Annotated in this window: 21 protein-coding genes, 1 tRNA gene, 1 other RNA gene and 1 pseudogene; 7 read left to right on the top strand and 17 right to left on the bottom strand. The window is 48.0% G+C overall.

The window, feature by feature from the left end; all coding sequences use genetic code 11:
* Nucleotides 1-39: 39 nt before the first annotated feature.
* From ACZ5PW_RS04395 to rfaE2, 7 genes are all read right to left on the bottom strand, one after another.
* Complete coding sequence (locus ACZ5PW_RS04395) at nt 40-921, bottom strand: hypothetical protein (RefSeq protein WP_464558313.1); 882 nt, start codon at nt 919-921, stop codon at nt 40-42.
* An 8-nt stretch (nt 922-929) separates the two neighbouring features.
* Complete coding sequence (gene ispD / locus ACZ5PW_RS04390; protein ID WP_464558311.1) at nt 930-2,123, bottom strand: 2-C-methyl-D-erythritol 4-phosphate cytidylyltransferase; 1,194 nt, start codon at nt 2,121-2,123, stop codon at nt 930-932.
* Between the two features lie 57 nt (nt 2,124-2,180).
* Nucleotides 2,181-2,545, bottom strand: an RNA gene (gene rnpB, locus ACZ5PW_RS04385) — RNase P RNA component class A.
* Between the two features lie 75 nt (nt 2,546-2,620).
* Entirely contained in the window at nt 2,621-3,379 is a 759-nt protein-coding gene (locus ACZ5PW_RS04380; RefSeq protein ID WP_464558309.1) for a zinc ribbon domain-containing protein, read from the bottom strand.
* A 157-nt stretch (nt 3,380-3,536) separates the two neighbouring features.
* Nucleotides 3,537-4,346: a Nif3-like dinuclear metal center hexameric protein gene (locus ACZ5PW_RS04375; protein WP_464558307.1), complete on the bottom strand. Its 810-nt coding sequence runs from the start codon at nt 4,344-4,346 to the stop codon at nt 3,537-3,539.
* 214 nt (nt 4,347-4,560) lie between these two features.
* Nucleotides 4,561-4,636: transfer RNA gene (locus ACZ5PW_RS04370), tRNA-Ile, on the bottom strand.
* 136 nt (nt 4,637-4,772) lie between these two features.
* The gene (gene rfaE2, locus ACZ5PW_RS04365; RefSeq protein WP_464558305.1) at nt 4,773-5,279 is read right to left on the bottom strand and encodes a D-glycero-beta-D-manno-heptose 1-phosphate adenylyltransferase; all 507 of its coding nucleotides are present in this window, start codon (nt 5,277-5,279) and stop codon (nt 4,773-4,775) included.
* A gap of 71 nt (nt 5,280-5,350) precedes the next feature.
* Here rfaE2 and ACZ5PW_RS04360 point away from each other — a divergent pair, with 71 nt between their 5' ends.
* The gene (locus tag ACZ5PW_RS04360; protein ID WP_464558303.1) at nt 5,351-6,040 is read left to right on the top strand and encodes a CPBP family intramembrane glutamic endopeptidase; all 690 of its coding nucleotides are present in this window, start codon (nt 5,351-5,353) and stop codon (nt 6,038-6,040) included.
* 230 nt (nt 6,041-6,270) lie between these two features.
* On the opposite strand, the gene ACZ5PW_RS04355 is transcribed toward ACZ5PW_RS04360, so the two are convergent.
* From ACZ5PW_RS04355 to ACZ5PW_RS04330, 6 genes are all read right to left on the bottom strand, one after another.
* Nucleotides 6,271-7,041 (bottom strand): YkgJ family cysteine cluster protein, encoded by a 771-nt coding sequence (locus ACZ5PW_RS04355; protein WP_464558301.1) that lies wholly within the window; start codon nt 7,039-7,041, stop codon nt 6,271-6,273.
* 12 nt (nt 7,042-7,053) lie between these two features.
* The gene (locus ACZ5PW_RS04350; protein ID WP_464558299.1) at nt 7,054-8,718 is read right to left on the bottom strand and encodes a glycosyltransferase family 2 protein; all 1,665 of its coding nucleotides are present in this window, start codon (nt 8,716-8,718) and stop codon (nt 7,054-7,056) included.
* A 97-nt stretch (nt 8,719-8,815) separates the two neighbouring features.
* Nucleotides 8,816-10,891 (bottom strand): glycosyltransferase, encoded by a 2,076-nt coding sequence (locus ACZ5PW_RS04345; protein WP_464558297.1) that lies wholly within the window; start codon nt 10,889-10,891, stop codon nt 8,816-8,818.
* Between the two features lie 67 nt (nt 10,892-10,958).
* Complete coding sequence (locus tag ACZ5PW_RS04340; protein WP_464558295.1) at nt 10,959-12,743, bottom strand: amino acid ABC transporter permease; 1,785 nt, start codon at nt 12,741-12,743, stop codon at nt 10,959-10,961.
* A 278-nt stretch (nt 12,744-13,021) separates the two neighbouring features.
* The gene (locus ACZ5PW_RS04335; protein WP_464558293.1) at nt 13,022-13,843 is read right to left on the bottom strand and encodes a transporter substrate-binding domain-containing protein; all 822 of its coding nucleotides are present in this window, start codon (nt 13,841-13,843) and stop codon (nt 13,022-13,024) included.
* A 75-nt stretch (nt 13,844-13,918) separates the two neighbouring features.
* Complete coding sequence (locus tag ACZ5PW_RS04330; RefSeq protein ID WP_464558291.1) at nt 13,919-14,647, bottom strand: amino acid ABC transporter ATP-binding protein; 729 nt, start codon at nt 14,645-14,647, stop codon at nt 13,919-13,921.
* A 463-nt stretch (nt 14,648-15,110) separates the two neighbouring features.
* Between ACZ5PW_RS04330 and ACZ5PW_RS04325 the strand changes: the two genes are divergently transcribed.
* A complete protein-coding gene (locus tag ACZ5PW_RS04325) occupies nt 15,111-16,550 on the top strand; it encodes a sigma 54-interacting transcriptional regulator (protein ID WP_464558289.1) in 1,440 nt (479 codons plus the stop codon).
* A gap of 202 nt (nt 16,551-16,752) precedes the next feature.
* On the opposite strand, the gene ACZ5PW_RS04320 is transcribed toward ACZ5PW_RS04325, so the two are convergent.
* Nucleotides 16,753-17,430: a hypothetical protein gene (locus ACZ5PW_RS04320; RefSeq protein ID WP_464558287.1), complete on the bottom strand. Its 678-nt coding sequence runs from the start codon at nt 17,428-17,430 to the stop codon at nt 16,753-16,755.
* Nucleotides 17,431-17,727: 297 nt separating this feature from the next.
* On the opposite strand from ACZ5PW_RS04320, the gene ACZ5PW_RS04315 reads away from it, so the two are divergent.
* Complete coding sequence (locus ACZ5PW_RS04315) at nt 17,728-18,207, top strand: hypothetical protein (protein ID WP_464558285.1); 480 nt, start codon at nt 17,728-17,730, stop codon at nt 18,205-18,207.
* Between the two features lie 178 nt (nt 18,208-18,385).
* Nucleotides 18,386-18,550 (top strand): annotated as a pseudogene (locus ACZ5PW_RS04310) (helix-turn-helix domain-containing protein); the annotation flags it as partial.
* An 11-nt stretch (nt 18,551-18,561) separates the two neighbouring features.
* Here ACZ5PW_RS04310 and ACZ5PW_RS04305 read toward each other — a convergent pair.
* The 3 genes from ACZ5PW_RS04305 to ACZ5PW_RS04295 form a co-directional block, all read right to left on the bottom strand.
* Nucleotides 18,562-19,533 (bottom strand): extracellular solute-binding protein, encoded by a 972-nt coding sequence (locus tag ACZ5PW_RS04305; protein ID WP_464558283.1) that lies wholly within the window; start codon nt 19,531-19,533, stop codon nt 18,562-18,564.
* Between the two features lie 220 nt (nt 19,534-19,753).
* Complete coding sequence (serS, locus tag ACZ5PW_RS04300; RefSeq protein ID WP_464558281.1) at nt 19,754-21,031, bottom strand: serine--tRNA ligase; 1,278 nt, start codon at nt 21,029-21,031, stop codon at nt 19,754-19,756.
* A gap of 270 nt (nt 21,032-21,301) precedes the next feature.
* Nucleotides 21,302-21,709 carry a hypothetical protein gene (locus tag ACZ5PW_RS04295; RefSeq protein WP_464558279.1) on the bottom strand — a complete coding sequence of 136 codons (408 nt, stop codon included), beginning with the start codon at nt 21,707-21,709 and terminating at the stop codon, nt 21,302-21,304.
* 154 nt (nt 21,710-21,863) lie between these two features.
* Here ACZ5PW_RS04295 and ACZ5PW_RS04290 point away from each other — a divergent pair, with 154 nt between their 5' ends.
* The 3 genes from ACZ5PW_RS04290 to thpR are packed head-to-tail and all read left to right on the top strand — an operon-like array spanning nt 21,864 to nt 24,173.
* A complete protein-coding gene (locus ACZ5PW_RS04290; RefSeq protein WP_464558277.1) occupies nt 21,864-22,340 on the top strand; it encodes a CinA family protein in 477 nt (158 codons plus the stop codon).
* Between the two features lie 10 nt (nt 22,341-22,350).
* The gene (locus ACZ5PW_RS04285) at nt 22,351-23,586 is read left to right on the top strand and encodes a carbohydrate porin (protein ID WP_464558275.1); all 1,236 of its coding nucleotides are present in this window, start codon (nt 22,351-22,353) and stop codon (nt 23,584-23,586) included.
* Nucleotides 23,587-23,615: 29 nt separating this feature from the next.
* Nucleotides 23,616-24,173, top strand: a complete 558-nt coding sequence (gene thpR, locus ACZ5PW_RS04280) for an RNA 2',3'-cyclic phosphodiesterase (RefSeq protein WP_464558273.1) — start codon at nt 23,616-23,618, stop codon at nt 24,171-24,173.
* Nucleotides 24,174-24,258: the final 85 nt, after the last annotated feature.

Here is a 24,258-nt window from a genome sequence, read left to right as displayed (position 1 = left end):
CTTATTATTCTTGAATAAAGTCCATTGATGCTCAGATTATTATGGATTTTCGGTTTCAACCGTTACTCCGTAAACATCCAGCAGCTCTTCAAAACTGCGACCCATGAAAATATAGAGCAGAGGAACCGGTTCAACCGGATCCACCCTGAGCATCAGTTTTCCGGGGCGTTCGATGAATTCTTTCAATCCGCCATAAAAATTTTCCGCATGCCCGTTTCCACGGCTGCGGGCCTCCTGCATTCTGAGCTGTAGACCTTCCAGAAATCTGTTTCTGAACTGATCAGATCCCAGATTCTCAGACTCAGCGGCAAACTCAATCATTCTGGAAGTAAATGAACGATCCTGAACAACAAGCCTGCCATCAAGCATACTGACCCCGATGAGCCCACTCAATCCGGGATTCTGCAGCTTCATATCCCCAAGATCAAATCCTGCGCTTAGGCGCATTGTATCATCACCGTCAAAACTTATTTTTTTGACAGAAAGACGCCGTGTCCGAACTTCATATATGTAGTCCGCCTCAAGGTCAAAATTCAGTTTTTCATAACCGGCTTTTCTCAATTCAGAGGCATAGCTTCCGAAGTTCATAAAATCTACCGGAACAGAAACATCCTCAATACGTCCCTTGAAAAACTGCGGAATCCGATGCTCACGATCGAAGTCCTCAATAACTATTTTTCCGGCAGAACAGGTAGATCCGAATGCGAAATCACATTTTATTCCCCAGACATTCAGGCTTTGGTCAAACGGATTGATCATCGCCCTGTCAAAATCTACCCGCACCCACTTATCATAACGCTCTGCAAACTCCCTTACTTTCGCGGAAGAAAAATCCTCCAGCTTGTAATACCCGCCAGCGATTATACCGGCCAGAATCACAAACACGATCAGAAATTTTGTAAAGGATTTTCCGCCAGCCATTTCAAGCCTCAGGATATGGTTCTCAACCCGGTTACAGCGGCCACCGCCTTTATTCCCTTTTTCTCGCCTGTAAAGCCGAGTTTTTCTTCAGTCGTGGCCTTAACATTTACCTGCGCCTTATCAAGCCCCATGACCGAAGCGACATTCTTGCGGATCAATTCCCGATGTGGTGAAAGCTTGGGAATCTGGGCGATAACTGTCAGATCCACGTGGACAATTTCCACCCCGGCCTCTTCGGCCTTGACCATCACCTCTTTAAGAATAATACCGCTGGACATGTTTTCGCAGGCATCCGAAGTATCGGGGAAATGGGTTCCGATATCACCACCACCGAAAAGCCCGAGGATTGCATCGGACAGCGCGTGCAGGAGGACATCCCCGTCGGAATGGGCGATAACCTCAGGCCCGCCGGGAATCGGCACTCCCCCGAGAATCATGGGACGCCCTTCACCGAACTTATGGACATCATATCCCCAGCCCACGCAAGGCAAAGATCTTTTGCCTTCGTCAATGCGCTTCAAATCTTCAGGATTGGTCATTTTTACGTTTCCTTCCTCACCGGGGCAGATATGAACATTTTTACCGGCCATTTCTATCATGGAAGCATCATCTGTAACATCCCAGCCCTCCACATCTGCCTGTTTATGGGCAGCGAAAAGCTGCGGCAGCGAAAAGCCCTGCGGAGTCTGAACAGCTCTCAACCGTGACCGGACAAGAGTCTTCTCCACTATGCCGTCTTCAACTTCCTTGATGGTATCAGTAACAGCGACCGCCGGAATGACAGCATCCATACCGCTGTGCAGCATATCAATTATGTTACTGACCATGGAAACCGAAGCAAAAGGACGTGCCGAGTCATGAACAAGCACATGAGTACACCCGGAAGGAAGTTCATTCAACCCGTTAAAAACCGAGTCCTGTCTTCTAAGGCCCCCGGCTGTTATTCTATATGGCATTCCCAGTGAATCTGAACCATCAAGTTCCGCCACAACAGATTTCATTTCCTCCACCTGATCCGGTGGAAAAACAAAAACAACACCCTTCACAGCTGGTGTCTTTGAAAAAGTCAGTGCAGAGTGCCAGAAAAGCGGAAATCCTTTCCATTCAAGAAACTGCTTTTTAACTCCGCCCGCAGCTTCTGCCAGACGGGTCCCACTGCCGGCCGCCAGCAGGACAGCCCACACTTCACCGGATGCGCTCATGATTCATCCCCTGTCAGATATGAGAAAGGCAGCCCGAAGGCTGCCCGATTATTCAAAAAAAGGAGTCGGACTATAAGCCGGGTCCTGTATCCGCCAAAAGGCGGACGATCATCATTCCTCTAGGATGCATGTTACCATACACCTCAAGCAACCTACCCGAAAGCTTGGCCGGGCCGGCCTCAAACACTTCCCTATTTGGTCTTGCTCCGGACGGGGTTTACCTGGCCGGATATGTCACCATACCCGCCGGTGGGCTCTTACCCCACCGTTTCACCCTTACCCCGGTGAAATCACCGCGGCGGTCTGTTTTCTGTGGCACTTTCCCGGAATCACTTCCGCTGGGAGTTACCCAGCGCCCTGCCCTGCGGAGCCCGGACTTTCCTCCCCGGTACTAAAACCGCGGCGATGATCCGTCCAACTCCAAAATTCAATGCCACTTAAGGCAAAACGCCCCTGCGAGATAAGCAAAAAACTCACAGGGACGAATCTTTAAGATTTTATTTTGCTTCTTCTTTCTGAAGAGCTTTCGGCTTTGCAGCCTCGGGGATATGTTCGATCCAGTAGATAAGGCGCTGGCAATTGGGACAGCTCAGGATCTGTTTTCCTTCCTGCAGCACGTTATATTCCTGCGGAGGAATCATGATGTTGCAACCGGAGCAGACTGCGTTTTCAACAGGAACAATCACCGGATGGGAAAGACGTGAGCGGATAAACTCGTATCGGCCGAGGATGGGTTTGGGAACAACGTCCCCTGCCTTGTCACGGCGCTTAGTCAGCTTCTCAAGTTCTGCATTAGCTGCATCGAGCTTCTCTTTCAACCCGGCACGCTTTTCATCCAGCTCTTCATTGAGATCGCTGATCTTGGCGTTGAGTTCTTCCAGAGATTCAGTCTGGCGCGCAGTTTCTTCGAGAACGGTAATTTTTTCTTCTTCACGAAGGCGGTTGAGCTTTTCAAGGCTGTCCATCTCACGCATCATGGCGTGATATTCCTTGGTGGTACCAACAAGCATCAGCTTGCTTTTGCTCTTTTTTACCTTAACGGAGTCTTCTTCGATCTCGGTTTCAAGCTTTTTCCGCTGTTCTTTGAGGAGGTCAAGCTTTTCATCCAGCTGCTGCTTGCGCTTCATGAGAGATTCATGACGTGCTTCAAGAGCGGCTACATCTTTGGGTGCCTGATCGATTTCCGCTTCAAGAAGGATAATTTCGTCATCAACCTTCTGCAGGATTACAAGCTGTTCTATCTGTTTTTCGTACATTCTGGGGTCCCCTTTTGCGGACGGCCTTCAAAGGCCTCCGCCACATCGATGTTCGGAAACTTGGTTTGCCGCAAAGGCGGCCAGTCCGTTATAAAACATTATACAATCCCGTAAGGCCTCTACGGAACTGTTGGATTCTCTGTAATCAAAGTCCCTTTCAGGACCGACGGACGCCTTCCCCGGGCACATGGTAGGCAAAGGGATTTCGTCCGCTGAAAAATTTAACTTCAATACCCTCTCCGAGCTCACTGCCCAGAGAAACGGCAAAACGGCGCATCATCTCCTCTTCAAGAGAAAAATGCCCCACATCGAGAACCGCGCCAACGGTCTCCTGCGCAGGATGGTACTTAACATCACCGGTAATGAACACATCCGCTCCGGCGGCAAAAGCCCTGTCCATGAAAGACGATCCGGAACCGGGACAGATAGCCACACGGGTAACTTTTTCAGGTTCCGGCCCGCAGATAGCCACAACACCGCAGCCGGAAAGCTCTGAAACGCTTTCAACAAATTCACCGAAAACCACGGGGGCTGTGCAGTCACCTATGCAGCCGTAGCCCAGTATATCACCGGACTCATTTTCCGCAACAGGATCAAGTACCTCAAGATTTTTAAGCTTAAGGTCCCGTCCAAGCCAGGATACAGCTCCCTTGAACTGCACATCCAGAGAAGTGTGGGAGGCAAAAAGAGTAACTCCCGAGCACAGGACCTGCCGCATTACGTCATGATACCAGTCCAGTCTGACCGGAAGCTTTGGCTCAATAGCCAAAGGATGATGTGTCAGAATGAAATCCGCCCCCCAGTCAAGGGCACTGGAAACAACCTGGGGCAGAGGGTCCAAAGCCACGGCAATTTTATCCACCCTGCGTTCGGCTCCGGCTATCTGTACACCGCAGTTATCCCATGAGGCAGCAAATCCTGATGGAACAATCTTTTCAATCCGGCTGACAACTTCTGCTGTTTTCATAACGCCTACCGTGAATTTAAACCATCCGAAGCCCTGAAGCCACATGATGGACATATTCAATTATTACCGCATTTAATCTACAGACACAAACCATGATCCGCTAAAATAATATGCTCCCGCAAGGGTTTTCCCCCGGGAGCATATGAGCTTTCTCAAACTTGGAAAAGCGGAAAAGTCAGGATCATCTTCTGATATGTATCCATATGATAAAATTTGGTGGGCCAACCAGGATTCGAACCTGGGACCATCCGGTTATGAGCCGGGGGCTCTGCCAACTGAGCTATTGGCCCGTTTCGCCAAGCGAGTCGAGCTTAATACCCATAACTCGCTACACATGTCAAGCACTGAAAACTAAAAAATATCAAAAAAGATAATAATATCTAGCATACAAATCCGCGATTTGAAACTGCATCGGAGAGGTCCGGCCTATTCAATTTCGTTTTCCCGGATAAAACGTATTACCGAGGTAGTTGAATAACCCGGCAGCAGCGGCAGGGAAAGAACTTCACCACCACGTCCCTCAACTATGTCACGCCCGACAATGTTATCGACACTCCAGTCCCCGCCTTTAACGAGCACGTCAGGCTGCACTCTGCTGATCAGATTGTACGGAGTGTCTTCATCAAAATAAATAACGTAATCAATACATTCAAGTCCTGCCAGCACAAAGGCCCGCTGCCGCTGTCCTGTGACAGGACGCTTCTCGCCTTTGATTGAGCGGACAGATTTGTCACTGTTAAGCCCGAGTACCAGACAATCCCCATTTTCACCCGCGCGGGAGAGCAGGTCCACATGGCCGGCATGGAGGATATCAAAACATCCGTTGGTAAAAACTATTTTTTTACCGGACAAAGATTCTGACCTGATCTTTTCAAATTCCTCAGCAGTAACAATCTTGGGACTGCGAAGCTCTACATTAAGTTCCTGACTCAAAAAAATCTCCCATTTAAGGTGTGATCTGGTAATGATAAACAGAAATAACCGGTTGGCAAGGACTAAAAGATATGAATTACAAAGATAAGACCACAATTCTGGCAATTGCAGCCCTCCCGTTTTACCTGAATGACTTTTCCACAGCCTATGTCACCAGCTTCACACTCTGGATCGCTATAGATTACACCCTTAAGCTTCTTCCATTGTGGTTTTTATTCAGAATGCTTCAGAAAAGACATCTGACCGCTGAAGATCTCGGACTGGTCAGGATGTCCTTGAATGAACTTCTGACGTGGGCTGTCATTCTCACAACTGCAGGGTTCTGCCTTGATGAGCCCGGAATTATTTTCTGGAGCGGGATTTTCCCCATGCCCTTTCTGGACCCTGCAATAATGGACAGCAATCCGATTCTTAATCAGATTGACATGACTTTCGGTCTGGCTCTCGTGGCAATTGCGGAAGAAGTCATTTTCCGGGGGCTTGCCTTCAGTGCACTTAAAGAACGCGGATATTCCACGCCAAAGATCTTTATCGTTTCAGCCGCTATATTCGGTCTCATCCACTGGAGTCAGGGGCCCGCAGTCATCATTGCAACCGCGATCACCGGCTCGGCTCTGATGGTTTGCCGGTGGCGTTCTGGCTCAATCTATCCGGCAATTATAGCCCACTATTTCATCAACTATCTTGCTTTTTCAGGAATGGCCTCGGACTTCTGGACGTCTTTAATTTTCGGTTCCAGCGACTTAACACCCTTACTTTGATGACAAAATAGAGAATCAGACTGTCAAGAAAGATTCGGATGCAGGTTAAGCACAGAAACAAATGCTGCCCGACACATCTGAATTAAATGTCTTTAGGAGCACACAACTTTCGCATAAACATTCAACCCCAAAACCCACAAACAATTAATTTAAAGCGCAAATATCTATACTTCAGTTGAATAAGGGAATAGATCATCAAATCTATTCCCTTACTGCACTTTTCAACAAATTTATTTTCTGGGTTTTAAATTTTCACAGCTTCCGAGAACCAGAAGTTCAACCCAGTCAAGCGCGAAATCAAGGCAAGCCTCTTCATCATTAAGGATCGCCTGCTGCCGCTCTTCCGACACATCAAGGCGGGTGAACATATTCATATCCTTGACGAAATTTATGAAATTATCGACCTGATATAAGGCAAGAAAAACCATATTAAGCTTGCGCTCATCCAGCGCCGCTCCGGCCTGCCGTGCCCTGGTCATAATGGACATGTAGCGGTCATTGACTTCATTGTATCTCTCAAGACCCTGATCTTTGAGCCAATCCTCGCTTGTCCATTCTTTTTCCTCTTCAAAACCGCGACAGTGCGGTTCCTGCACAATGAAGAACTGTTCAATGGTTTCACCGTCTTCGCCCATGCGTGACGCACGGCCGAGAGGATATGTCCTGCAGGCTCCGGGACGATTTTCGTAGATGGAGCAGCCTTCTTCACGCACAAAAGGACAACTGCGTTTTGCATTATCAAGCATGCGCAGCTTGCACATTGGGAAACCGATCCCCGGAGTGCGGGTGATTTCAGCGTGGTTATGAATAAACTTCTTGCTGTCATGACCAAGCCCTTTGCGAAGACGCAGTACATCATAAGGTGTAAGCATGAGGTTGAGGTCACCACAGCAGGCATTGAAACAACGCACGCCGGGATGGCAGGCGAAACCGAAAGTTTTACCGGGCTCAAGTTCAGGCAGGTTATTCAGAAATTCCTGAGTTTGATCATGATCAGACATTATACTCTCCCTCTATTTCGATCCGGGGATAATTTCATTATCCACTAGAAATCTCATCTTTTTTTCCATATCCGACTGAAGAAGCCTTTCTTCATCAGCCATGATCTGCAGTATTTCACTTCTGGGGTGCATAGCCTGCATCTTGTATTTGTTGCCCAGAGCATTACCTTCCTGAACAACACTACTCCTGCTTGCCGCCCCCGTTCTCTTACGGTGCAGAATCCGCAGATGGCCCTGATAAACCGGAAAATCCCCTTTGAGGCAACTGCGCAGATCATGCTCCATGTCGTCATACTGCGACGGAGAAAGGAACAGGGAAAAGCCCCCGTTGTCAAGTAGCTTGGAAGTCCGGAAAAGATGGCAGCAGCCTGTAACAGAGGAACAGGGACGCAGGTAGTCAAAATAACCGGCGTCAAGAAGCTGGTGGTGCAGATCCGACACCTTGAAAGGATTTGGGGCAATCTTTGTGAGATCTACCTCGGGACCGTCCCCCTCGTCCCTCATGGGCTGGACAATATGCAGGTCAACCGATTGCAATACCGCAGGGGAATAATGGTCCACAACTCTGCATCCCCAGACGCCCGCATCAGGATACTCCCTGACCGCCGCGCCGAGCCGTGAAAGCCAGTCCGGCTCAACTTCCACATCATCATCAAGATACAGGGCGAAATCACACTCCCTGACTTGCGGAATATTCATCAGCCAGTTGCGTGCGGCAGCGGCCCCGACATTGACAGACAGGTCCACACGCTCCATCTGTAAGTCAAAAATCGATTCCCACTTGTCGATAACTTCTGCAGCCCCGTCATCAGAGCCGTTATCGAGCATGAAAATTCTTGAATCTCCGAGATCAGATTCATGAAGGGAGCGCAAAGTAGCATCCAGTTCTTCAGCTTTGTTGTAGGAATAGAGAAGTATGGCCAATTTTCCGGGCAAAGAGGCAAGAGAACCGTCCACCCCTTTGCTCAAATCATGAAGGCGTAAAGCCTCGGAAGTGCGCCACGGCTGCTCTTCCACCGCTCCGGCGAGGATTTTGACTGCTGAGCTGCGATCCCCGCGTGCAAGAGAAACAGACGCTGCGAGATGAGCCACGTTGTTGCTACCAAAAACATCCGTGGCAACTACTAATTCCCGGAAGGATTCAACATAATCACCAAGCATAAACCGGAAAAAAGCTCGGGAACTACTTACCGCAGGCATTAAATCACCGGGGAAATCATTACTCAGGACCTCAAGTCCGAACTGGAAATCAGATGCTGCTCCGGCATAAATAAGCCCCTGATGAACCCAGAAAATATTCCCGGGATCTTTCTCAAGACATGAACTGATATATTTCCTGATTTTAGTATCGTCGCGCCTGGAAGTAATGCGCAAAAAATAGGAGAGGTTTTCCGGCCTGTTCCAGAAATGGACCACAGATTGAAGACAGGCAACGGTGGAAACGGGAAAAAGAGACGTGACCCCTTCAATCTGAGAAATCTGACGGGCAATATTCCCATCAAGCGGACTTGAGGAATAGGCCGCAAAAAGCAGTTCGACTCCGAGCTGCGGGTCATGCTCAAGGGCCATTAGTCCGGTTTCAAGCAGATGCAGGGCTCCCACTGAACCCAGAAGCAGCTTCCGGCGCACAGCGGAATGCATTTCAGACCAATAGGAATCGGAGTATGTATTACTCATGAATTTCTCCCGCACAGATATATTTCAACAGTAATGAACCTGCTGAGATGCACATAACATTCATTGTGCAGGAATAAAACGCCCAGTTAACTGAAAATTACTTTCCAATAAGACTGTCAATATCCGGCAATTCAGTCTGGGGAGCATCTTTAGGCAGAGAGGAATACACTTTCAGCAAAGATTGCGCTTTGGCGGCAGAGCTCAGACAGGTGCGCACTATCCTGCGGTTAATGCGGCCCATATCCTTACGGAGTTCGCCATCCTCTATGAGCTTGCTCATGGCTCCGGCCAAGGCATCTACATCTTCCACTTCACAGAGAAAACCATTCACACCGTCCCGGATAAGTTCAGGAGTTCCCCCGGCTTTGGTACAGACTGCGGCCAGTCCGGCATCAAAAGCCTCCAGAAGAGTATTAGGCATTGATTCCTGGCGAGAGCTCATAACGTAAATATGTGAGGTGGCAAGCAGCTTCACAACCTCGTCATGGCGTATGTAACCGGGACATTCAATACGTTCCAAAGTAGAAGCAGACGCCATATCACGGTATTCCGCAAGGTCCTTCATCCCCACGGCGATAAACCTCACGCCTTCACATGAGTTCTCACCCAGCAGCCGGTCAACGGAACGGATAAACACATCCGGACCTTTGGCGTGCCCGGAGTTACCCACATAGATTACTGTGATCTCAATATTGCGGCGCGGCTTGCGCCCTCCGCCGACAAATGAATTATAGACAACCTGAGCACGCTTGGGGAGCACCCCGTGCTTTAACAGAACATTTCGGCTTTTAGCGGAATTGCAGATATAGCCGTTTCCAATCAGGGAAAATAGAGGAGCCAGCGGATTGGGTTTATAAATAACCCCACGGTTGAAGAACAGCTTGAACTTCTTCCCGCCCAGCAGGGAAAGCCCCTTGGCCATGCAACCTATCTTGACCGCGCGGTTATGAAAAGTGTGCACCACGTCCACCTGATGCTCTTCGATTACCTCGGAAAGAAAACCGGCCGCGGCAATCATGTTCTTGAAATCATCAAGAACCACAACCTCAGCCCCGATTTTTTCCAGCTCGGGAATCAGCCCTGATTCAGGCGGCAGAACCGCAACAACACCTACCCCGGCAAGCAGCATTGCTCTGGCACTGTTGATCAGCTGCCTGCTACCACCGGACAGTTTTTCGGTATCTGTTATATAAAGAACGTTACCTATGTCATTGCGCTTACTGAAAAACTTGAAACAGACCATTGCTGATGCTTCGTTGGAATACATCAGCAGACGTTTTTTAATCCACTGCGCATCCTTGCTGGAGCCGACACCTATCCGGTTAAGGCGCATCGGGTCCGTACCCAGCATGTTGGCGGAACGCTCAAGAGTGAAGGTGCCGGAAAAACCGGCCGCAGCCGCCTCCTGCATGGAAATGGAATCGAAATGCCCCCACGGCCAACAAAGGTACTGGCGGCGGGCCTTATTAATCTTCTGTATTTTTTCAATACAGCGATTGAAATCTTCACGGCAGAACTTTCGCCTGTCCTCGTCACTGCGTCTTTTAAACGATACATTGCCTTTACGGAATACAGGCCAGAACCCGTTATAGGCAAAGGCACTGCCATTATCGAAAACAGGCAGCTCGGGATTGAACTTGCGATATATCCCCCATGTGGACCAGTGTGAATTAGCGGAGTAGTTGCCTTTGGACCTAAAATCCTTGAAACAGCCCTGATGGCGACAGGTATGGGCATGAACCTCCATACCTTTGTCATGGACCAGAGACTTCAGCTCCGCCTCATTCATGAACTGGGAATTGTCGTTCTTTGACAAAACATTAATGAACGATTCGCGCATGGGCAGCATTTCCCGGACATCAGCACTGCTTCTGACCGGACCTTCACCTATGAAGTCACTGACAGCGAAAAAGACCCCGGTCATACCCCGTTCTTCGAGCAGGGGTACTGCATTGATCCAGTTGCTTATGTGACAGTCATCAAATGTGAGGACCACATACTTGTCATCTATGAGCTTGCGGCCCATACAGATTTCAAAAAGATGGTCCGCACTTATGGTTTTGAAGCCCATCTCAAGCATCATATCGAGATGGGAAGCAAACTGGGCGGGGGAATGGCCGTCCTCTTCGCAAACGGCGTGATAACAGAAAACAGGGACACTCTTACCGAGCATTAGACAACTCCCAAACGCTTCTATGTCAACAGCCCTCCCCCTGCCGAAACAGAGAGAGGGAGGTTATTTACATCTGCAGACGGAAAGTGTCGGTTGACAGCTTCCGTTCGAGTCGTCTTGCCACGAGACTCATCAGGTAGCAACAAATAAAGTACAAAAGTGCGATTGAGGTATAGATTTCGAAGGGGTAGATCATCAGCCTGTTATTAAGTCCCTGTGCTACGAATGTAAGCTCCAGTACCCCGATAACAAAAGCAAGGGAGGTGTCTTTGAAGATAGCGATGAACTGTCCGACAATGGCAGGAAGCATCTGCTTGAGAGCCTGTGGCAGAATAATCTTGCGCATCGCCTGCCAGTAGGTAAGCCCTGTGGAGACCGCAGCCTCAAACTGTCCGGGAGGAAGGTTCTGTATTCCTGAACGTACGATCTCGGCAAGATAGGCCCCGGTAAATACAGTCAGGGCAATTGTTGCAGACCAGAATACGTTCATGAACTGTCCGGTGAGAATGGGAATAAAAAAGTAAATCCAGAAAATAACCATAATCAGGGGGTTACCACGAATAAGTTCAATATAAAGAGTGGAGGGGATGAGAAAAAGTTTATTATTGGATGTACGTCCGATCCCAACTATCAGCCCAATAAAAAAGCTCACGGAAATGGCGATAACGGACATAAGGATGGAGAAGGACAGACCTCCCAGCCCCCAGAGTATTTCATCAGGCCCGCCATTGGGAAAACGCCACCAGAGCATAGTTCCGAGGTTTTCCCAGATTACCTGAAAATTGAAACTCATAACCCCCTGCCCGACTTTGAAAAGCAGAGCACACAAAGTGGCAACAAAGACACCTTTCCAGATGAAACCCAGAACTATGGATAACTTGGCAAAAAAAGCCTTTCTGGCAGCCTGGGCGCGGGTCAGGTTGAAATCATCCACCTTGCGCTTGCGCATAATCCGCCTGTGTATACGGGCCAGAAATACAATTGGAGCCTCGATAGGCCAGAAAAGCATATGGGCTGCTTTGTGTCCCATATTCCGGTTCTTAACCGGAACAATCTGCAACTTCCAGTTAACCAGAGTGAGAATACCGGCAATGATAAGGGACAGGGAAAGATAAATAACTGTCGCTGCCGTAGTTGCTTCAAACCCCCTGAAGGTCAGGGACTCGATCTGCTGCGAAGACCAGCAGAGTTCCGCAACGCCAACGACCATAGCAAGAGATGAGTTCTTCATGTTGTTGAGGAACTCACTGCCCAGAGGGGGAATGACGGCCCTGAAAGCCAGAGGCAGGACAATCTTGGTAAGAGTCTGAAAAGGGGTAAGCCCCGAAGAATAGGAAGCCTCCAGAAGTCCTTTCGGGATGGACTGGACACCGGCCCTGATAACTTCGGCCATGAAGGCACTAGTATAGATACCAAGCCCGACCGTTGCGGTTATCATTTCAAAATTCTGGTCAAAAAGAAAATCACGTACATTTTCCGGCAGGCCCATCGGCAGAGCGAAATACCAGAAAAAAAGCTGGACCAGCAGCGGGGTGTTTCTGAAAAATTCAACGTAACAGGTACAGAAATAATAAACAGGCTTGAACTGCGAAAGACGGCCAAGACCGAAAAGTATGCCAAGACCCAGCGCAATGACCGAACTCATGAGCGAAATACTTATGGTCAGCCCGAGCCCCTCGATAAGCATCTCACCGAGGACTTCACCGTAAGAGGGGTCTTCCTTGTAAAGGACACTCCAGTCAAACTTGTAGCCGAAGTCGAAGACCCAGCCGAAATAATAGACCAGCAGTCCGGTAACAGCAGCCAGACACAGGTACTGCACCCATGTTTTTTCCAGATAACGGTTGATCATTTTAAAAACTTTCTCTTTTTTATATCGACGCGCCATGCGCTTTAGTCAGACAATTCAAACTCTGACGATCAAAAACAAGCACCCGTTGTCCATGACAGAAGCCCGTATTCAGACTTTCATCCGAACAGCAGGAAGCTGTGAAAATTCCCGGGAATCAGGCTACAGCACCACCAGACAACTTAATTATGTCTTCAGGGAAGAGCGGGGCCGATACAATCAGCCCCGCCTTGGATCACTCAGATGCGATTTAAGAAAACCGTTCGGTTTTCAACTGCCCCCTAGGGCCACTGTTCGATTTTTTCAGTGAGAGGAAAGTAGTATTTGGTGTCGGGACCATACCACTTGTTGTAGATTTTTTCGTAAGTACCATCATTCCACATGTCCTGAAGAATGAAGTTAACGCTGTCACGAAGCTTGGAATCATCTTCGGGGAGGCCGATACCATAGGGCTCATTGGAGAAGAAATCGCCAACCAGTTCATACTTGCCGGGAACCTGTGCGGAGTAGCCAAGCAGAATGGTGGAGTCGGTGGACCATGCATTTACGCGACCCATCTGCAGCGCCTGAAAGCACTCGGACTCTTTCTGATAGGAGATAACTTTGGGATTGGCATCGCCAAGTTTCTTGAGCAGGTTTTTAACGTTAAGCTCGGAAGTGGTTCCCTGCATAACGGCAATTTTTTTGCCTACGAAATCCTTGAGAGAGGAAAACTTGCCTTTGGGAGCGAGCATTTTCTGACCATCGAAGAAGTAGGTAATGGAAAAGTCGATGGACTTATCACGGGAACGCTTGTGAGTCATGTTGGAAACAGACATGTCAATGCGGCCCTGCTGGAGGAAACCGATGCGGGTCTTGTTATTGACGGGAACCTGCTTGATTTCAACGCCCATACGCTTTGCGATTTCGTTGGCGATATCGACGTCGAAGCCGACCCATTCTTTTTTGGCATTGTAGAAAGCACCGGGGATGGAGTCGGTCATAATACCGACGTTAACAACCTTGTCTTTCATAATTTTGTCATAAGTAGGGCCTGCAAAAGCAGTAGCAGCAAAAGCCATAACCAGAGCGGCTGCGAGAGCCAGAGTCATAAACCTTTTCATTCTTTCCTCCTGCGTGGAAATAGACAAACAGTATACAATAAGAGCGGGCTCCGACACCGGAACACCGCCAGCTTCCTAGTGGGAAAGGATCTTGCTCAGGAAGAGCTTGGAACGCTCATGCTGCGGATTGTGGAAAAACTCATCGGGAGTATTTTCCTCAATCAAAGCTCCTTCATCCATAAATATTACGCGGTCCGCAACCTCACGGGCAAAACCCATTTCATGGGTGACACAGACCATGGTCATGCCTTCACGGGCCAGAGCCTTCATTACATCCAGAACCTCATTGATCATTTCCGGGTCCAGTGCTGAAGTTGGCTCGTCGAAAAGCATGATGTTGGGGCGCATGGCCAAACCTCTGGCAATAGCCACCCTCTGCTGCTGACCTCCGGAGAGCTGGGAAGGATAATCGCCCGCCTTGTCCGGGATATTGACCTTGGAAAGCAACTCCATGGCCAGTTCTTCAGCATCCTTGCGCTTCATTCCGCGCACCATGGTAGGTGCGAGTGTGATATTTTCCAAAACCGTCATATGCGGATAGAGGTTAAATGACTGAAAAACGAACCCGATCTCGGCCCTCAGCAAAGGCAGATTGACCCTGGGATCGTTCACACTCATCCCTTCTACAATAATTTCACCTTCCTGAATGGGCTCAAGACGGTTAATACAGCGGATCATGGTACTCTTTCCTGATCCGGAAGGACCACAGACGACAACCACCTCACCTTTTTTGATGTGAAGGTCGAGATCCCTCAGAGCGTGGTAGTCGCCATAATATTTATTGACATTGTTAAATTTTATCACTTTTGTACAAATCCCGTAAAAAATTTATTCAGACGCAGAGAAAATGGGTTATCAAATGGAACAAAATTCGGCAAGACCCGGTCATTTTTGGACGAAAGTTCTCTATTTTAGCGTTTCGCGAATTTTATATCTCAGCCAACGCCATTTTTGTTAAAAACACCCCTCTCTTTTCTAGTAAAAAGCAAAACCACACAATTTTGTTTATTGCGTAACACGAAATTAATTTAAAAATCTTTGCGTTTTCATTAGAAATATTCCTTTTTTATCAATGGTAAAGAAAGGGGGATTTCATTACTTCCGCTCATTATCTCTAAATAAAACATTATTATTTTCAGGCCAGCCGGGATAGAAACAAGATTTTTTTATAGTATTTGTTAGACTAATCACGATCAGAAAGTTAAAATTTATCGACATTCAATATATATAGAGTTGAAAAGGTTTCCACTTAAAGATATGAAAGCCCATGCCTGACAGTACATTACTCTTCATAGCAGAACCCCAGTCCGTCACAGCCGTGTTTTCACCGCTGAAAGAAGCCGGTTATCAAGCCGGCCTTGCCGACAACCTTGCCGGGGCCATAAATTTTATCAAAAAGTCAAAACCCTGCCTGATTTTTACCAGACCCATGATGCAGGGCTACTCTGCTCAGGCACTCCTCGCAGAAGCAGTCAACATTGAAAATTTCCCCCCTGTAGTGGTCTTCTCCCGATCCGGATCCGCTGATGAAGCCCGCAGATTCATGGAGCTCGGCGCCCGGGACTACTGGCTTGAGCCTCTTTCCTGGGAAAAGATCAAGCTTATGCTTCCGGATGAGCATCCACCGACTATGCCCACAGAAGAAGACCTTGGCACTCCTGCCCCCTCCAAGGGAGCGGATACTTCAGGAACTCAAGGTAGGTATCAGGTTATAGGTCAGCATCCTGCCATGATGAGGGTTCTCGGACTTGCCAAACAGGTTGCAAAATCCAAAGCCACGGTGCTTATTTCAGGTGAATCCGGTACTGGTAAGGAAATGTTCGCCAGATTTCTGCACCACCACTCCGACCGCAGTGACAAGCCGTTTGTAGCGATCAACTGTGCGGCACTCCCGGAGCACCTGCTTGAATCCGAACTCTTCGGACATGAAAAAGGAGCCTTCACAGGGGCGATCAGCCGCAAGCTCGGTAAATTCGAACTGGCTTCCGGCGGAACCATACTGCTTGATGAAATTACCGAAATGGAACTGGGCCTGCAGGCCAAACTGTTGAGGGTGCTTCAGGAAGGAGAGATTGACCGCGTAGGCGGAGTTGAAACCGTGAAAGTTGATGTGCGGGTGCTGGCAACCACCAACCGGGCCATCGAAGATACAGTAAAAGAAGGAAAATTCAGGCAGGACCTTTTCTACCGCCTGAACGTGATCCCTCTTAAACTGCCCGCTCTGGCTCAGCGCGGCAATGATGTAATGCTGCTGGCTAAATTTTTCGTGAACAAAAACTGCAGCGAATACGGTCTTCCCACACTTGAATTTTCCGAAGAAGCGGTGAAATGGCTTTTAAGCTATGATTGGCCCGGCAATGTCCGTGAACTTCAGAACCTGATGGAAAGGGCGGTACTTCTGGCCGGTGGCGGTCCCATCGAATCCAAGCACTTTCTCAATGATCCGGACGCATGGATGCCCGATGAAAATTATGTGCAGCCGGACTCGGCTGATAATCAGCCCGGTTCAGAAGCAAATTCGGCTCAAAACGGGGTCGCGGCTTCTTTTGAGGTTATGCCCATTTCAGAAATGGAAAAGAAACTCATCATCAAAAGTCTGAACCAGACTCAGGGCAACCGTACCAAGGCAGCAGAACTGCTTGGGATATCCGTTCGCACCCTTCGCAACAAGCTTAACGACTACAAGAAACAGGGACTGGATCTTTAGCCCGGAGCCCCTACACCCGAATCACAAACTCGAAGATAATTTGCTAATCATTCTCCGCACTATTTCAGTCGCGGCAACAATACCGCATTACTTTTCATCCGGAGCACAGACTCAAAGATTTCATACTAGCATCCCTGCGGAGTGCCATCCCTGTGACAATAGAGTTGTACCGAAATAAAATACCATGTCAGCACTCCCGGATTTAATCTGGTAGAATACCAGTAAAAGTGAAACTCACAAGGAGGGCTGAAATAGCTAAGCTGACAATATCATCAATTGGTAGGTTTGTGGAAGGCTTTGAGGGGCAACGTTTTTCCGTAGGTATTGATGTCCATAAACGCAGTTTTAGTGTGGCCTTGCTCAGGCCGGACGGAATGATTGATAGTTGGACAACTCCTGCAGATGTAAAAGCCATCACCAACAGACTGAGTTCTCTTCCGATGTACATTTCAACTGTGTAGTACGAGGCCGGAACGACAGGTTTCGGTCTTGCCCGCAGCCAGCGCTCAGCAGACATCAAAGTCATTGTTGCTGCTCCAAGCCGTATTCCTCGCCCAGTTGCTGCCACCGACAAAACCGACAGTCTCGATTGTATAAAACTAGTTGAGCTTGCAGCTTCAGGATTGGTTCGATCAATTGCTATTCCCAATGAAAAGGAAGAAGTATTCCTTGCTTTATCGAGAAGGCGCCACCAGTTCACGGATTCAATACGCAAGTCTAAACAACGCATCAGATCTTTACTTCTGGCTCTAGGTGTTGCTGAACCGGTAGGAATAGACAATTGAAGTAAAGCAGCAATATTTGCTCTTGAGCATCTGCCGCTCCCGGCAGGAGCAGCTGAGACTCGTGACAGCCTTCTTGCTAAACTGAAATATTTCATAGCGGGGTGCTTGACATTGTGCCGCACAAGAAAAGGCGATCCTAAATTGATTTGGTACCGAATCGGTACTTGGTGCCGCTGAGCACGACTAAGAAAGCCCCTTGCGACATCGTTGCAAGGGGCTTTGTAAATTCAAGCTGAATGCCTTTAATGTGTAAATTAATTCACCAACGCCAATTTATTATCATTACTTCCATATTCAAAATTTATTCTTTTTCTAACAACACTCTATAAAGATTTAAGAAATCATACCGAAAAAGCTAATCAAAGAATAACAACACTTAAATAACTGGAGAAATGATGAAAAAAAATTCAATCTCAGCTTTAATCTTTGTAGCTGCAATTCTGCTGATTTGCAGCTCTGCATTTGCGCAATCAGACTTTAACGCTCAGGGGCGTTTGTTGCTTCCGGGGATTAATTTTAAATACTTAGGTACATATAGCTATTCGTACACTGATATATATATATCAAACACAACCAACGAAACCATCACATGCAAAATTACAATTCTTGATGATGACGGAAACGATGCAACATTCCATATGAACCCTCCAACCGGTATACAAGAGATACCTCCCTATGGCACACGTCAGTTTGCCCTGCAAGACAGATCTCGAAATTTTTCCGTTAAAGGTCAGGCACGAATTGAATGGAAGTCAACCGACACCGGAGCAGCGGAAGCAATCACAGGCTTTGTACGTTACTATGGCCATGCTGGAAGTGCCAGTACCACCATGTCTGGTACTCATCTTATTAACAATGGACACCCCTTCTAAACTCCAAAACAACACGAAAAATACCATGTCAGCACTCCCGGGTTTAATCTGGTAGAATACCAGTAAAAGTGAAACTTACAAGGAGGGCTGACATGGCTAAGCTGACAATATCATCAATTGGTAGGTTTGTGGAAAGCTTTGAAGGACGACGTTTTTCCGTAGGTACGGGGTCGCGGCTTCTTTTGAGGTTATGCCCATTTCAGAAATGGAAAAAAAACTCATCATCAAAAGTCTGGACCAGACTCAGGGCAACCGTACCAAGGCAGCAGAACTGCTTGGGATATCCGTTCGCACCCTTCGCAACAAGCTTAACGACTACAAGAAACAGGGACTGGATCTTTAGCCCGGAGCCCCCTACTTTCTGAATACGGCAGCGAACCTTTCCCTGCAGACTTTGTCATTGGCAAAAGCTTTTGAAACGTCCAGAGGCATAACCTTTATCGCATCTGATTTTTTACCTGAAAAACTGATACCGCTCATCGCAGGATGCTGCCCCAGACTGGCCATAATTTTCTGCCCCTGTTCCGAAAGCATAAAATCCACATAAGCTTTGGCTGCATCATGATTAGTACTGGTGGCAAGCACAGCTACCGGCCTGGTCATAATGCTTGCCCCCTCATCCGGAATTACAAAATCCAAACCAAGCTTACTTATCATTTTGCGCACACTTTTAGTCGCGGCAACAATGCCGAATTCCTTGTCCCCACGGGCCACGGCCTCGAGAACACCATGGCAGCAGTTACTGTTTTCCGCACCATTTTTAGCAAGATTGTAGATAGCTTCCCACCCGAGCTCCGGGTGCTGAATTATTGAGTGCATATTGATCGCAGCGGAAGAGTCGTACAGCGGACTGCCCATAATGATTTTACCATTTGCCGCAGGACTAAGAAGATCCTTGATTGCCCGGGGCCTCAGGGAAGCATTCCTGCCGACAACTATCCCGGTAGGAATCATAGTTGTGCCGAAATAGAAAAAAGAAGAGTCATAGAATTCAGTGGAATATTTATCAAGACGGGCAAGTCCGTGCGCAAGAAGCCAATGTTTATTTTTGAGACCCTCCATGGCTATTCTGTCTTCAAGAATCACTACATCCGCATAGAATACTTTGCGCGCCCATTCCCCGCGTAAACGGTTTATCACCCCGGACTGCTCCCCGCATATCAAATCGACTTCTACGAACGGATACTTCTCCATAAACACATCCGCCAACAACCGGGCTTCAACATTATCCTGTACCGTATACACAACAAGTTTACTTCCGGCCCAGGAATGCCCGACACTAATGAGCAGAACCACAATCACTGTACAAAAAATTAATTTTCTCATTATCCCCTCCTGAAAAATCCCCCCATTGAAACAACTGCTTTTCATACATGCTTTCAGCATTTTATTGTGACACCTTCGTTTCTCAAAAGTTAAACATATGAGACTGTTGAAACATAACGTAATGCTGTACCCTCGCTACAATTCTCAATTACTGCAGGACAAAAAAAAGGACCGGCCCTGATGGACCGGTCCTGATATCTTTCAAAAAGATTGTGTAAAACTAATCAGCAGTAATCACTTCCATGCCACCCATGTAAGGACGCAGAGCTTCCGGCACAACAATGGAACCGTCTTTCTGCTGATAATTCTCCACTACAGCCACAAAGGTACGCCCGACGGCAAGCCCGGAACCATTGAGGGTGTGAACAAACCGTGCTTTTTTAGCATCTTTGGGCTTGAACTTGATATTCGCGCGGCGCGCCTGAAAATCAAGACAATTGGAGCAGGAGGATATCTCACGGTATTTGTCCTGTCCCGGCAGCCAGACTTCGATGTCATATGTTTTAGCGGAACCGAAACCGATATCTCCAGTACAAAGGGTAATTACCCGATAGTGAAGCCCCAGACGCTTGAGAATCTCCTCGGCGTGACCTGTCATTGCTTCAAGATCATCAAATGATTTGTCAGGATGTGCAAAGCGGACCATCTCCACTTTGTGGAACTGATGCTGACGGATCAACCCTTTGGTATCCTTGCCGTAGGAACCTGCCTCGGAACGGAAGCAGGGAGTGGGAGCGCAATAAGCGATGGAAAGTTCTTCTTCAGTAAGCACTTCATCCCGGTGCAGGTTGGTAAGTGGGACTTCAGCAGTGGGAATCATGAAATATTCCCAGTTTTCAAGCTTGAACAGGTCCTCGGCAAACTTCGGCAGCTGTCCTGTTCCGAAAAGGGAGTCACGGTTCACAATATAAGGAGGGATAACTTCAGTATAACCGTGCTCATTGGTCTGGATATCAACCATGAAAGAAGTGAGAGCCCTTTCCAGTTTTGCGCCCCATTTTTTGAGTACGGCAAACCTTGCGCCGGTCAATTTCGCAGCACGCTCGAAGTCTACTCCTCCCAATTCCACAGCCAGATCCCAGTGCTCACGGGGTTCAAAATCAAATTCCGGTTTTTCGCCGCAAACTCTGACCACAGGGTTGTCGTCCTCGGTTTTACCGAAAGGAACAGATTCGTCAGGCATGTTGGGAACGGAGACCAGCCAGTCACGCTCAGCGGCTTCAATATCTTTCAAGTCCTCATCAAGAGCCTTGATTCTGGAAGAAACTTCACCCATGCGGGCAATTATTTCAGAAGCATCGCCGCCTTCTCTTTTTATCTTCGCGATTTCGCCGGAAGTGGAATTACGCTCTGCTTTAAGGGCCTCCACTTCCTGCAGCAGCTCCCTGCGGCGGTCATCGAGTTCTTTGAATTCATTTACATCAAGCTTAGCGCCTCTTTTTTCAAGGCTTTCACGAACCACATCCAGATTGTTCTGAACAAATTTCAAATCGAGCATTTAAATTCTCCTCATCTCTGTATACAAAATACCTGCGCCAACCCTGCGCAGGTCTGGGATCCATGCGTTTCTTCGCCTCTGACGATCAATTGAGCCTCAGACGGTCAAAGGAACTCTCTCCTTTGAAATCCCGTTCAGTTGAAATAATTGTCGACCTGCTTCAGAGTAAATCGCTGTTTCAGCAAATATCCATACTGTCGCGCTGTCTTGCTACTACCTAATGTCTTACGGTTTTTAAAGGATCTTTTTGCCCTTAACCCATCCGGGAGATCATAAATCATCAATCCCCATGGCCTTATTGCCGTAAACGCAGCCGATGTTAACACAAATCCCTATAAATAAAAGCAGTGCCATTGCGCTTCCGAACCATGCAGCAGTACACACAAAAATCATCCCCGAAAAAAGGCCGAATGTCTGCATCCCCTTTTTCCAGCTCCAAGGAGACCTTAGCCACCTGCGTTCAATTTTAAGAATTCTCTCAATTAATTTGAATGGAGGCACAGCGGGTGGCAATTCGCATAATGAGGCAACCACTCCGGACATAAAGACAAAAAAAAGAAGAAAGGAACGGAACCACAGAGTCATCAGAAAGACAAGAACCGTACCCAGCATTATAATCCAGTTCCAGTGGGACTGATGCCTTTCCCAGACATATTCCACAACATTCCTGATAATCATCGGTTATTCCCTGAAGACATGAATCAAATAATTTTCCGGTAACTAATCCGGATAAGAACACTCCTTATGATGTAAAGCACTAAGTACCGACCGGGCAACAATTATATGGAAAACCGCGCTTCAAATATTTAAGAATTCCATATAGTGTAGCTTCATGATTAATAACATTGTTCCTTCTATCGGCAGAATTCTCGTTGAAAAAGGCTGGACCATGAGTACAGCCGAATCCTGCACCGGCGGTCTTGTCGCCGCCACATTGACAGATTTCTCCGGCAGCTCGGCCTGGTTTTCCGGTGCCATAGTTGCATACTCCAATGAAATCAAGATGGCTCACCTCAATGTTCCTGAAACTGCCATACTAGAACACGGGGCTGTAAGTGAGCCTACTGTCAGGGCTATGGCCGAGGGAATCTGCAAAGCCATGGAAACAGAAGTTGGGATTTCTCTTTCCGGCATAGCAGGACCTACAGGCGGAACCCCGGACAAACCTGTAGGGACAGTCTGGATGGGCTGGCATGTCAACGGAAAGACCTATGCTGAAAAATTTGTCTTTTCCGGTGACAGGATGGATGTAAAACAGAAAAGCCTGGAGAAAGTTCTCGAACGGCTTTTGGATATCCTAAAAGAGTGATGAGTCTGCCATGACTAAATACGTTTTCCTGCTCACGCTGATTATCTCACTTCTACTTACATCTACTGCAAAAAGTGCAGACCTGCACCTCTCTTCAGCTCAAAGTAGGAAAAGCGACGACAACAAGTCAGCCATGCTGCACTCTTTCGACAATGAGTGGAAGAGACTCCAGAATGCGACTGGCCCCCTGAGTATTTCCGGAGATGTTCTGACCTATTGGGATGGGTACACGGGCACGGAAATAGACGGCGAGAGTAGAGAAGGCAAAAATCAAGGCGCTGTAAAGGCGCGGCTGCGCTTGAACTGGAATCCTACTGAGAATGGGGAGTTTTTCTTCCAGATGCAGGGCGGTTATTCTGATACCGGCAGCAACCCTTCCAGCCGGGGACTGGTGGCTTCTCCCCTTAACAGCCAGGCCTCCCGCACCACTGCCGGAGGTCAGATCTCTGTTTCCGATGTCCTTTATACCCGGAAATTAGCGGAAGAACGAGCATACGTGACATTCGGGTGGACCGACCCCGAGTCATTCATCGATGAGAACCGCTTTGCAGGCAACGGACGCATTCAGTTCATCAACACCATTTTCAACAACGAGCCAATTTTCGATTCCATTGATGAAGCACTGCCCATAGTCGCAGCAAGTTTTCAGCCGATGGAATCATTGAAAATGACTGTTTTTACCCAGGCGTCAAGACGGAGTGCCCTTGACAGTGATCAACAGAAAGACGCTTTTGAAGACATGGCAGATGATCCCCTTATCGGAGGACAGATCACATTCACAACCCGGGCAGTGAAAAAGGAAGGGAACTACCGTTTCTTCCTGTGGACCGAGACATATGCTCAGCCGAGGCTGGACACTGACGGGACATCCGAAAACTGGGGAATCGGCTTCAATATGGATCAGGACATTACCGAGAACTTCGGTGTGTTCGCCCGAATCGGACGGGGAAACAGTGCGGTCAACAATATAACGTGGACATGGTCAGCCGGAACACATTGGCAGGGGCCCATTCAAAGCCGCAAGGATGATGTATGGGGAGTGGCTGCAGGAGGAGTGCAGGGCAACCGCCACACTTCCAACAGAGACATGGAATATCATTACGAAACATATTATCAGGCGAGTATAACTGAAAATTTCTCAATTGTTCCTGATATCACCTATGTGAATAATCCCAACTGCAACAGCGGGAACGATGACATATTGTTCGCAATGTTGAAATTTTTCTTCACTTTTTCCACACCCTGATCAAAACAGATATAACAGACGGAAATAAAATGAAAAAGATACGCACATTTATTGCACATCCGGTTCCGGACCAATGGAAGGAGATACTTGGTAACGCTTTTGGCGAACTACGGCAAGGAGTAAAATCCAGAGTAGCCTGGGTAAAGCCTGAGAACATGCACTTTACCCTTAAATTTCTGGGGAGTGTGTCTGAAGATTTTATCCCCGCATTGCACAAAAAGCTCCTTGAAATACCAGCCGTCCCATTCGAAATGAGCGCGGGAAATTCCGGCTTCTTTCCGGGTCCGGAAAAACCGCACGTTATATGGATAGGCCTTGGTGACGGGGCAAAAGAGATCTGTACCAATGCCGCTGCTGTGGATGAACAACTTTGCGCACTTGATTTTGAAAAGAACACAAAACCATGCCACGCCCACCTGACTCTGGGACGGGTAAAAAAACATGCTGAAGATGACTGGCCTGATCTTATCCGCAGGATCAATGCCATAGAGCTACCCAGAACAACAGTCACCTGTTTCAAGCTTTACCAGAGCGTTCTGACACCTCAAGGGCCCGTTTACTCCGTTCTGCACAAATACGGAGACTAAGCTTCAATACAGGAAAAACTGTTACCGTTTTATCTTGTAGCCCCACACCCCTCCGGCAGTCTTGAGCAGGCCGCCTATTGCCAAA

The organism is Maridesulfovibrio salinus, assembly GCF_055394525.1.
The sequence above is the reverse complement of the archived record's forward strand: the minus strand, read 5'-3'. Positions and strand labels throughout refer to the sequence as shown.